Origin of the sequence: uncultured Chitinophaga sp. (genome assembly GCF_902168175.1) — a bacterium.
GTDB lineage: Bacteria > Bacteroidota > Bacteroidia > Chitinophagales > Chitinophagaceae > Chitinophaga.
In genome coordinates, this window is record NZ_CABHOU010000072.1 from 189,553 (window position 1) to 201,383 (window position 11,831).

Sequence of the window (11,831 nt, forward strand, 5' to 3'; positions counted from 1 at the left end):
GTAGCTTTTGCATAAAAATATTTTCCGTTGCAGATAACTTCGTGCATGTGTTAGTTTTTATAATTAAGGTAATTTTCGCGGGTGATAATATCGATGGGCATATACTGTTTCTGCTCAATCACAGCGCCATGCGCGAGGTGATTGTATAAGGCCATGATCCCTTTATGGCCCTGCTCCTGCGGCTTCTGGCATATCAGGAAATCGATGGTACCTTTCTTCATATAACTGATGTTCTCTTCTAAGAAATCGTACCCGATCAGTTTGATATCATTACGCCCGGTTTCGTCGAGATAATGTGCCACGGCCGATACGCGTGAGTTGGTTACAAATATCACATCGGCCTCCTGTTCGGCCAGTGTTTTTTGCAGTTTGCTTTTAACGGACTTGTAATCGGTTTGCCTGATATCCGTTTTCCGGATGTTTACCTGCCTGGGATTGGCCTCAAAGTAAGCGCGGAAGCCTTCTTCTTTCCTTAACAGATGGTGATGCAGATCGAGTTCTTTCGAGATGTTAACGATGAGGATGCGTTGATCTTTGGATACGAGGTAACTGATGAGGTGCGCGGCCAGGTAACCGCTTTGGTATAAATCGGGCCCAATGTAACTCAGGCTTTCCAGTTCTGTAATGTCTGAGTTGATGAACACGAAAGGGATGTGTTTCGCAGCGCATTTCTTAATAAAGGTAAGCGACTCCTCTTCGAACATCGGCGCGAGTAGTACGCCCTGGTATTCCTTTTTCAGAATTTCCTGTGCTTTGGCGGTGAAAGTGGCCCTGTCGTTCTGGTCAAAAAAGTATTTATCCACCGTTACCCCATAATCCTTAATGTCCGATGCCGCCTGTGAAATGCCGTTCAGTGGCCCGTTCCAGTACCCGGTTTCGCCCGACACTGCAGGTATTAATACCGCAAGGTTCAGTGTGCGTTTTGATGCCAGTCTCCTGGCGATCATATTGGGGCGGTAATCGAGGTCTTTAATGATTTCCAGTATCCGGCTCCTGGTTTCTTCCGCTACGCCGGTACGGTTATTCAGCACTCTGTCTACCGTGCCTATAGATACATTGGCGCGGCGGGCTATTTCCTTTACACCTGTCAGAATGATTTCTTTTTTGTTCTTCATCCACTCGGTTTTACCTTATAAATATCTTCATAATTATGGGGAAAGCAAAAATCTTTCGGGTCATACCTGGCTGTTCTTCCTGGTTTCCTGCTTACGCATTGTTTCCAGTTGCGCTTCCAGCGACTTTACACGCTGTTTCTCCGCAGCGAGCTGCCCTTCGAGTACGGCACGCTGTTGCTGACTTTTATCGAGGCTTTGCCGCAGGTCTTGCAGTTCCCGGGTATATTGGGCACTCGCCTCTTCCTGTTCATCTATCTTGTCGTGCAGCAGTTTGATGGTTTTATGTTGTGTCGTGTTGGCGGTGGCCAGTACGCCTATTTCCTCGAGCAGTGAGTCGTTCTTAAACACCGCTTTTTCTGCCTGCTCACTGGCCCGCAGGTACAATGGCCATAATTCGCTGTGGATGTTCTTAAACGACGCAAGCCGTGTGGCATGCAACACGATATAACGGCGGAACAGCAGTGTATCAATATCGTTGCGCAGTCTGGTGGCCTGCACGAGGTTCACGTACGCTGTGTCGAAATCGGCTTCCCTGAACGCTTCTCTGGCTTTTTGATAATAGAGATCGGCTTTGCCGGTATTGAGTTGCTGTGTAATAGGCGTAACCGGAATTTCATTTCGGGCGAATTCCAGCACTTCGGGTGCGGTCTTGATCGCAGATGCGTCTATTCTTGTTTTCAGCACCAGGCCATCAAGGGAGGTGCAGCGGCTTAAGGCTACATAAACCTGCCCGGGCGCAAAGGCTTTGCCTACATCTGCTATTACATGGTCAAAGGTTAAGCCCTGACTTTTATGTACGGTAATGGCCCAGGCCAGTTTGATGGGGTATTGCGTAAAGGTGCCAACGGTTTCTTCTTCAATCCGTTTGTCTTTCTCGTTCCAGGTGTAGCGGATATTGCTCCAAACCTGTTTTTCGAGCAGTATTTTGCGTCCGCCTGCAAATTCGGCGGTGATCTTTCCGTCTTCTATCGTTTTAATCGTGGCGAGTTTGCCATTATAGTACCCGCCGCTTTTATCGTTTTTAATGAGCATGATCTGCGCACCCTCTTTGAGTTGTAGCTCTTTCTCTGTAGGCATGGTACTCTCCGGAAACGTGCCGGTAACCACCGCCTCAAACACCTGCATGGGGGCCTTGAGTTCAGCGAGTTTGGTACTGTTGGTGCTGGCAACAATGGCATTGTGCGTAGCAAGTGTAATGTAGTTGGTATCGCTACCCGGTGTAAACGTGGGATCGTATTTACTGTTTAAGAGGTTGAGTTCCTCCTGCCCTACCTCGGCTACCCGCACGCTGTTCAACAGGTCTATAAATTCCTGGTCACTTTGCCGGTAAATCTTCTTCAGTTCGATGTAAACAGGCTCATGCCTTTTGATGACGCCGGAACTGAAGAAAAACGGGCTTTCGTAAAAGGGTTTCAGTATGTCCCACTGCTCTTTATCGGCGATAGGTGGTAACTGGAAGGTATCGCCTATCAATACTACCTGCACGCCGCCGAACGGTTCATATTCTCTTTTCCGGAATACCCTGAGCAACCGGTCTACCACATCCAGCATATCGCAGCGCACCATCGATATTTCGTCGATGATCAATAGTTCGAGACTATGGATAATTTCGAGGGTTTCTTTTTTATATTGAAAATGGTTGTAGATGGTGCTTTTATCAGCTTCCCCGGCAGGGACAAACTTTCGCAGCCTGCGGTCGTTTGGTACGAAGGGACCAAACGGGATACCGAAGAACGAGTTGATGGTTTGACCGCCGGCGTTAATAGCCGCTACCCCGGTAAATGCCAGTACAACGGTGTTTTTAACGGTGTTTTTCCGCAGGTATTTGAGGAACGTGGTTTTACCGGTTCCTGCTTTACCTGTTAAATACACTAGGCGGTTGGTATGCTGGATGAATTGCATGGCGTAGTTAAACTCGGCATTCGATTCATCCAGGGTAATATTATCGATAGTAAGCGGCATGATATAAATTGATTCCCGAACAGATGCCTAAAAGTACTGAATTATGCCGGGGCATAAAAAAAGGGAACGCATTGCTGCATTCCCTTTTTCCGTTTTATCTCTTAAATTCTCTTTAACCTTATTTGGCAGGAGCTACAGGAGCTGCCGGAGCAGCTGCACCAGGCACTACGTCCAGCAGTTCAACAGTGAACGCCAGTACAGAGTTGCTTGGAATGGTTGGAGGATTACCCTGGAAGCCGTAAGCAACAGCAGAAGGGATTACGAGGGTAGCTTTGCTGCCTTTTTTCAGGGCTGCAATACCTTCATCCCAACCTTTGATCACGAAACCGCGGCCGATAGGGAAACGCAGTGGCTCTAAAGGCATACCCGGACGGATAGTAGAGTCTACGTTAGAATCGAATACTTTACCACTCAGCAGGGAACCGGTGTAGTTAACTACCACAGTATCACCTGGCTGAGGTGTAGCACCTGTACCTTCCTGGGTAACTGCAACAGTAACGCCAGAAGCGGTTTTAGTACCACCTGTCAGGCTTTTAGCTTTCAGGTATTCAGCGATTTCTTTTTCTTCTTTAGCAGTTTGGGTAGCAGCAGAATATTTGCTGTCCACTACGAACGTAAGCCTGATCTTGTCGCCTTTTTTAGCAAAAGGAGGAATCTGAGGCAGTGAGTCTACCAGGAACACGAAAGTGGCGCTGTCACCAACTTTCAGTTCTGCGAAGCCGTCCATCAGGTCATATTTCTCCTGAGATTTCATGATGGGTACAGGGATAGCGTGGCCTTCAGTTTTGCGTGACTCGAACATGATAGAGTCGTTCAGGCGTGTGTAGATGTGCATCAGTGCGGTATCGCCAACTTTCAGCTGTTCGCCGCTGCCAGATTTGTCAACGGTATAGTCGATGCCACCGGGAGTTTTCCTTTGCTTAGGAGCGCAGCTGGCCAGCAGCAGCAAGCCACATGACGCAACAAGTAACAGGTTGTTCTTTTTCATTTGAAATTATTAGATGAGTGTATTTAAGTTATTGTAATAAATCTTCGTTATCGTGCATCGCGTCTATAAAACGTTGGATGGTTTTGTCCAGCGGATCGCCACTTCTGCCACCGGCCGCGTTAAAATGCCCTCCCCCGTCGAAATACCTGCGGGCAAACGTATTAACGTCAAAACCGCCTTTAGAGCGGAAAGAGAGTTTCACCTCTACATTCCGGTCGATGATCAGTGCCGCTAATTTAATGCCTTGGATGGACAAAAGGAAATTAACGATACCCTCGGTATCGCCTGTCTGGAGGTCGAACTTACGCAAATCGCTGTAAGGTATGGCAATCATGGCCGTATTACACTCATAAAAAACTTCCATGCGGTTCAACAGGGCGTTGCCCAGGAAGCGGAGTCGGTTTTCCAGGAAGTTGTCATAGATAGCCTGGTGAATGAACTCGTGCTTTAAGCCACGGTCCATCAGGTCGGCCACCATACGGTGTACCCTGGCGGATGTGGAGGTAAAGCGGAAAGAGCCGGTATCGGTGAGGGTGCCTGCGTAAATACACTCGGCCATAGCCAGGTTGATGTACCTTTCTTCCCCCAGCTTATACAACATCTCGTAGATCATCTGGGCGGTAGCCGCTGCCGTAGTGTCACTCACACCATAGTCAAACTGCGGTTTAGCCTCCAGGTGATGGTCTACCAGAATGCGGATAGCCGTCATCTTCTCAATCACCGGCGCCATGTTCTTGGTGCGGTCTATGTTGTTGAAATCCAGGCAGAACAAGATCTCTGCCTGTTTCATTGCTTCCAGTGCCTTGTCGTTGGCCGATTCAAAATCAACCACCAGGTCACAACCAGGCAACCATTTCAGGAAGTCGGGATAGTTGGTGGGCGAGATAACCGTAGTCTGGTGTCCTTTCTGCTGCAAATAGTGGAACAACGCAAGCGAAGAACCCATTGCATCTGCATCGGGTTTCTGATGCATGGTGATCACCACTTTCTTGGGGCTTTCCAGCAAAGGTTTGATTTCCTCAATTGGCTTCATCAAAAACTATAATGTTATATTTTACAAGCTGTTAAAGCGCCTACCGGTTTATGGGAAAACGAAGTGCGAAGTTCTTCATTTGAGGCAGAATTTCAAAATTTTTTAGTTCATCGAAAAAACTGGTTACTTTTGCGCCCTGACCAGCAGGAAACCTCAGCCCCTAAAAAGGCCGCTTTCCCTTACTGGTATTAGTTAACAGGAAAATACCCAACAACAATATGAGTAACAGAACTTTCACAATGATTAAGCCTGATGCGGTTGGTAACGGCCACATCGGCGGTATTCTCGCCCAGATCAATGAAGCTGGCTTCCGCATCGTAGCCATGAAAATGCTGCGCCTTTCTACCGAAAAAGCCGGCGAATTTTACGCTGTACACAAAGAACGCCCTTTCTACGGTGAACTGGTAGAATTTATGAGCAGCGGTCATATCGTGGCTGCTATCCTGGAAAAAGACAATGCAGTAGAAGAATTCCGCAAACTGATCGGTGCTACCAATCCTGCTAACGCGGAAGAAGGTACTATCCGCAAACGCTACGCAGAATCCATCGGCCGCAACGCGGTACATGGTTCCGACTCTGACGAGAACGCTGCCATCGAAGGCAACTTCTTCTTCAGCGGCCTGGAGAAATTCTAATATAGCTATAGCATTAGAAAAATGAATTTGCAGGAGAGGCTTTTTTGAGCCTCTCTTTTTTTATGCCCGCCCCTCCCCTTTTTCTGCCTAAGTGACTGCCCATCGCTGGTAAATTACTATTAGCTTTTTGGGCACCTTTATGCCTTTTTTCGCCTGATCCTGACTATTCCCTGATAAAGCGCCTGTTTATAGTGTTTAACCCTTATGCACACCGCATACTCTCCGTTTTCTATTCTAATGTTATTCTAATTCTATTCTAATGTTATTCTAATCTTTCCCTAGTCCTAACCTAATCCGACATTGTGTTGAACTCGTGGCTAATCCATGTTGAATGCGTAGTTACTGGTATTAAATTGCCTTTTTTCTTTATGGGGATGGTGTGGGTATGGGGGCAAAAGACAATGCCTCAGTCCGGGTGTTGGTTTACAGCAGGCAGTGGTAGTCCTGTAACCGGTTTACAGCTATGGAGGACCGTTCAGAGAGCTGGCATAAAAAAAGGGGCTGTGTATACACAGCCCCTCAACCTATCTTAAAAAGAATCAATACTAATCTAATTCTACCACCAGGTCGTCCTGGGTTACCATGGTGCCTTCCTGCAGGTGAATAGCTTTCACTTTGCTGGCTTTGGTGGCGGTAACGGTCGTTTCCATTTTCATGGCCTCAATGATGAATAATGGGGTATTGTTGTTTACCTGGTCGCCGGTTTTCACCAGCAGTTTAGACAATTTACCCTGTAACGGCGCGCCCACCTCAGTTTCGGGGTTGCTCACCTTTTTGTTGCTCACCACTGCGCTTACTACTGAACGGTCGCGTACCTGCACACGGCGGGCGTAACCGTTCAACTCAAATACTACCGTACGCATACCGCTTTCGTCGGCCGGCAGGATGTAAAGTAGTTTTACAATGATGGTTTTACCCTTGCTTAATGTAATCAGGATCTCTTCACCCAGTTTAAGACCGTAGAAGAACGCCGGTGTCGGAATGGCTTCTACATTGCCGTATACCTGCGCATGCTGGTAATATTCGTCGAATACTTTCGGGAACATATGGAAGCTGAGGTAGTCGGTAAAGTCGGCCAGCGGGTATTTCACCTGGAATTCGGCAAAGTCTTTATCGAAGTCCACCGCTTTCAGGTGTTCGTTCGGTTTGCCTTTGAGTGGCTCCTGACCTTTTAATACGATCTTCTGCAGTTTTTCAGGGAAACCACCGTACGGTACGCCGAGGTCGCCTTTGAAGAAGCCCTGTACAGAAGAAGGGAAAGAAATGTTTTTGCTTTCGTCCAGCACGTCCTCCGCAGTAAAGTTGTTGGAGGTCATGAACAGGGCCATGTCGCCTACCACTTTAGAGCTGGGGGTTACTTTAACGATATCGCCAAACAGCTGGTTTACCACCGCATAGTTATGTTTGATGGTTTCCAGTTTATCGCCAAGGCCCAGTGATTCGGCCTGCTGGCGCAGGTTGGAGTACTGGCCACCGGGAATTTCGTTTTCGTATATCTGTGCCGTGCCGGCCTTCATGTCCGACTCGAAAGGGTAATAGAATTCGCGTACATCTTCCCAATAAGTGCTGTACTGGTTCAACGAGTGCAGGTCCATAGGCTGGTAACGTTCGTTGCCCTGCAATATGGCCGTCATCGCGTTCAGGTTAGGCTGCGACGTTAAGCCGCTGAGGGAGGCGATGGCACAGTCTACCACGTTTACCCCGGCTTCGATGGCCTTTAGATAAGTAGCGGCCTGTACGGAGGAGGTGTCGTGTGTATGCAGTACTATCGGGAGTTTCACAGCATCGCGCAGTGCGCCTACCAATGTGGTGGCGGCCTGTGGCTTCAGCAAACCAGCCATATCTTTAATGGCCAGCATGTGTGCGCCCGCGTCTTCCAGGCGTTTAGCCAGGTCTACGTAGTACTGCAGCGTGTACTTTTTGTTATCCGGATTGGTAATGTCGCCGGTGTAGCTGATGGCCGCCTGTGCGAGGGAATTGGTATTCTCCCTTACGAAACGGATGCTCGGCGTCATGGCCTCTACCCAGTTCAGTGAGTCGAAGATGCGGAAGATATCGATACCGGTTTCTGCGGCTTTCTCGACAAACTTCGCGATCAGGTTCTCGGGGTAGGCAGAGTAACCTACGGCATTGGAGCCACGGAACAGCATTTGCAGCAAAGTATTAGGCATCGCCTGTCTTAACTGCGCCAGCCTTTTCCAGGGGCACTCATGCAAAAAGCGCATAGATACATCGAAGGTCGCGCCACCCCACACTTCCATTGAGAAGATCTGTGGGTTGTTTCTTGCATACCCTTCGGCTACCGCTAATATATCTTTTGTACGAACGCGTGTGGCCAACAGGCTCTGATGTGCGTCGCGGTAAGTGGTATCGGTAATATAAACCGGCTTTTCGTTACGCAGCCACTCGGAGAATTTCTCACGGCCCAGCTGTTCCAGTTTATTTTTCGCTCCTTCCGGATGTGGTTTCAGCGCATCGAATGAAGGCACTTTAGGCACGCGGAACTTTTTAGTCGCATCTGCCAGTTTCACGTCCGGATGGCCATTCACCGTTACATCGGCCAGGTACATGAGCGTTTTGGTGGCGCGATCGCGTATAGGCGTTACTTTAAACAGTTCCGGGTGTTTCTCGATGAAACTAACGGTACAGTTGCCTTTGCGGAAAGTATCGTGGGTAATTACGTTCTCGAGGAAACCGATGTTCGTTTTCACGCCCCTGATGCGGAACTCGCGCAGGGTACGGTGTAAACGGCTGGCCGAGCCAGACAGTGTACGGCCCCAGGCTGTCACTTTTACGAGCATGGAATCGAAGAACGGAGAGATATTAACCCCGCTGTAGGTGCTGCCTTCGTCAAGACGAATACCAAAACCACCGGCATTGCGGTAGGCGATTACGGTACCGTAGTCGGGTTTAAAGTTGTTCTCCGGATCTTCAGTGGTAATACGGCACTGGATGGCAAAGCCATTCAGTGTTACGTCGTCCTGACTTTTCAGGAATATCTCCGGATCGCTCAGGTGGTGACCGGCGGCGATCAGGATCTGTGAACGTACGATGTCGATACCGGTTACTTCTTCAGTAACGGTATGCTCTACCTGGATACGTGGGTTTACTTCAATGAAGTATACTTTGTTCTGGCGGTCTACCAGGAACTCCACGGTACCAACGTTATTATATTTTACTTTCCTGGCGAGTTGCAGGGCGTACTCATAAATCTCGTTACGGGTTTCGAGGGGCAGGTTGGGCGAAGGCGCAATTTCTACCACCTTCTGGAAACGGCGCTGCACCGAGCAATCGCGTTCGTACAGGTGAAGAATGTTGCCATGGTTATCGCCCATCAGCTGTACTTCGATGTGTTTAGGTTCTTCAATGAATTTCTCAATGAAGATGGTATCGTTACCGAAAGCTTTACCTGCCTCGCTTTTAGCCTCCGTAAAGGACTTTTCGAGGGAGTTTTCGTCACGTACCACACGCATACCACGTCCGCCGCCGCCAGCGGCGGCTTTCAGGATAATGGGGAAGCCAATACGTTTGGCCTCGCTGCGTACGATATCTATATTATCCAGTTTAGCCTGGCTGTCTTCGATGAGGGGAACGCCCACTTCGCGCGCCAGTTCCTTGGCGGCTACTTTATCACCCAGCTGGGCCATCACTTCCGGGTCGGGCCCCACGAAGATGATACCTTCTTCACGGCACCTGCGTGCAAACTCAACGTTTTCGCTCAGGAAGCCGTAGCCGGGGTGAATGGCGTCTACGTTTTGTGTTTTGGCGAGGTAAATGATCGCTTCAATGTCCAGGTAAGGCTTTAACGGATCGTCGTCCTTTCCTATCTGGTAAGCTTCGTCCGCCTTGTACCTGTGTAAGGAGTAGCGGTCTTCATACGTGAAAAGTGCCACCGTGCGAATCCTCAACTCGGCTGCTGCGCGTAATATCCTAACGGCTATTTCGCCACGGTTGGCTACAAGTAATTTCTTAATTTTCTTCAGCGTTAACTCCGACATGTCTAATTTAAGATAGGTAGTCCTAAAAATACAGGAAATGAAAAATATAACCCGCGATAAAAGTAGTAAAACAATCAGGTTTTTTCTTAGTAGTTTTTTAATATTTGAAGTTTGTTCATAAAAATTATCTAATTGTAGGCGTTTTTTAAAAATTATTATTCAAAAACCGTCCTATATAAATATATTATTTAAAAGACGGATAGGTTATTACGGGTAACGATACACGGTAATTTCATTCGTTTGCCTACTTTGCAGCTTATGTGGGAATCGCATCTGAATGGTTTTAAAGCATACCTCCGGCTGGAACGGTCACTGGCGGGCAACTCTATTGAAGCTTATCTGCGGGATGTGGAGAAGCTGACGCAGTACCTTCAGTTACAAAACCAGCCCCTCGCTCCTGCCCAGGTAGAGTTAGAACACCTCACTGGTTGTGTGCAGTGGATCGCTTCGCTGGGCATGAGTTCCACCTCACAGGCCCGGATCATCTCCGGGATTAAAGGTTTTTATAAATACCTGCTGCTCGAAGATCTGATTAAAATAGACCCCACCCAGTTGCTGGAAGCACCTAAAACCCGGCGCAAGCTGCCCGACGTGTTAAGTTTTACCGAGATCGAGCAACTGATCGGCGCCCTCGACCTCAGCAAACCGGAAGGCACGAGGAACAAAGCCATCCTCGAAACCATGTACAGTTGTGGTTTACGGGTGAGCGAGGTAACAGGGCTGAAAATCTCGCATCTGTATACGGACGAGGGGTTTATCAGGGTAATCGGGAAGGGTGATAAGGAACGACTGATCCCTATAGGCAGCGATGCGTTGCGTTATATAGATATATACAGAACACAGGTGCGTGTACATACGCCGGTGAAAAAAGGTCAGGAAGATATATTATTCCTTAACCGCCGGGGCAGTGCGCTCACCCGGGTAATGATATTCCTGGTGATTAAAGACCTCGTGATGAAGGCAGGCATAGAAAAAGACGTATCTCCCCACACCTTTCGCCACTCTTTTGCCACGCATCTGGTAGAGGGCGGTGCCGACCTGCGCGCCGTGCAGGAAATGCTGGGACACGAAAGTATTACCACCACCGAGATTTACACCCACCTCGACCGCGAGTACCTGCGCGACACGCTGCAGCGTTATCATCCCCGTTTCTAAATAAAAAAGCCACCTGCAGGCAGATGGCTTTTTATCAACTTAAAGAATTACTTACAGTGTTTTGATCAGCTTTTCGTTCAGCGCCACATAATCGGCGTTGTTAGCTGTTTTTGCCAGTTCGATAGAACGAAGTGCGGTAGTTTTTGCACCTGCTTTATCGCCCAGTTTCGCCTGGATCTTAGCTTTCAGGTGCACCATATAGAATGGTTCCTTAGCTTCGGTGATGGCTGCGTTAACCCACTCCAGCGCCTTTTTCAGGTCGCGGTTGTTTTCGTAGTAGTAGCTGGCGGCAGTCCAGTAAGGTTTTTTCTCACCTTTCATGGCTTCGTCGATCTGAGCCATGATCTTTTTGTCCATATCAGGAGCAGTGATCTCGATGGGCACCATTACGTTGTCCCAGATAATCATCATCGTCATGCTGGAAGCAACAACTTTGTCGAAGCTGATCATGAAAGACTCTACCTGGAATGGCAACTCCTGTGGTTTTACTTTAAAGCGAACGATGTCGTCCTCTTTTTTGTAACCCATATCGCCCCAGTTCTTAACGCCTTTGTTCAGTACAACTTCCCATTCGGTTTGGCCGGGAATGGTGTAAAGTGCGTAATCACCGGCAGGAACTTTAACGCCTTCGAACATCAGGTCTTCGCCAACAGTTACTTTGGTGGCATTGTTAGCGCCGGTGCGCCATACTTTACCATAAGGTACCAGGTCGCCAAAAATCGTACGGCCTTTGATGGCAGGGCGGCTATACACCACTTCCACAGAAGACAGGGCGAAGTTTTGTTTAACTACCTGGGTAGGGCTCGGGGCTGGCGTTTTAACGCCGCCCTGGGCAAATGCAGTTGCCGAAACGGCAACACTGAATGCAGTCATGCATACATAGGTGGAAATCTTGTTCATATACAGCAGATTTATTGATGTCACAATTTAGTGATGCGCAAATAT

General features: G+C 48.4%; 8 protein-coding genes. 2 read left to right on the forward strand and 6 right to left on the reverse strand.

Annotated elements, in window-relative coordinates; genetic code table 11:
• Positions 1–50: 50 nt before the first annotated feature.
• From QZT80_RS15820 to QZT80_RS15835, 4 genes are all read right to left on the reverse strand, one after another.
• The gene (locus tag QZT80_RS15820) at positions 51–1,115 is read right to left on the reverse strand and encodes a LacI family DNA-binding transcriptional regulator (RefSeq protein WP_295123942.1); all 1,065 of its coding nucleotides are present in this window, start codon (positions 1,113–1,115) and stop codon (positions 51–53) included.
• Positions 1,116–1,175: 60 nt separating this feature from the next.
• The gene (locus tag QZT80_RS15825; RefSeq protein WP_295123945.1) at positions 1,176–3,077 is read right to left on the reverse strand and encodes an AAA family ATPase; all 1,902 of its coding nucleotides are present in this window, start codon (positions 3,075–3,077) and stop codon (positions 1,176–1,178) included.
• Positions 3,078–3,195: 118 nt separating this feature from the next.
• The gene (locus QZT80_RS15830) at positions 3,196–4,065 is read right to left on the reverse strand and encodes an FKBP-type peptidyl-prolyl cis-trans isomerase (RefSeq protein WP_295123948.1); all 870 of its coding nucleotides are present in this window, start codon (positions 4,063–4,065) and stop codon (positions 3,196–3,198) included.
• Positions 4,066–4,093: 28 nt separating this feature from the next.
• Entirely contained in the window at positions 4,094–5,098 is a 1,005-nt protein-coding gene (locus QZT80_RS15835; RefSeq protein ID WP_295124465.1) for a DHH family phosphoesterase, read from the reverse strand.
• A 218-nt stretch (positions 5,099–5,316) separates the two neighbouring features.
• Here QZT80_RS15835 and QZT80_RS15840 point away from each other — a divergent pair, with 218 nt between their 5' ends.
• Positions 5,317–5,733 (forward strand): nucleoside-diphosphate kinase, encoded by a 417-nt coding sequence (locus tag QZT80_RS15840; protein ID WP_295123950.1) that lies wholly within the window; start codon positions 5,317–5,319, stop codon positions 5,731–5,733.
• 545 nt (positions 5,734–6,278) lie between these two features.
• On the opposite strand, the gene QZT80_RS15845 is transcribed toward QZT80_RS15840, so the two are convergent.
• On the reverse strand, positions 6,279–9,731 hold the full coding sequence (locus QZT80_RS15845; RefSeq protein ID WP_295123953.1) for a pyruvate carboxylase: 3,453 nt from the start codon (positions 9,729–9,731) through the stop codon (positions 6,279–6,281).
• Positions 9,732–9,989: 258 nt separating this feature from the next.
• Between QZT80_RS15845 and xerD the strand changes: the two genes are divergently transcribed.
• A complete protein-coding gene (xerD, locus tag QZT80_RS15850; RefSeq protein ID WP_295123956.1) occupies positions 9,990–10,886 on the forward strand; it encodes a site-specific tyrosine recombinase XerD in 897 nt (298 codons plus the stop codon).
• A 51-nt stretch (positions 10,887–10,937) separates the two neighbouring features.
• Here the strand turns inward: xerD and QZT80_RS15855 are convergent, their stop codons facing one another.
• The gene (locus tag QZT80_RS15855) at positions 10,938–11,786 is read right to left on the reverse strand and encodes a DUF2911 domain-containing protein (protein ID WP_295123959.1); all 849 of its coding nucleotides are present in this window, start codon (positions 11,784–11,786) and stop codon (positions 10,938–10,940) included.
• Between the last annotated feature and the right edge of the window lie 45 nt (positions 11,787–11,831).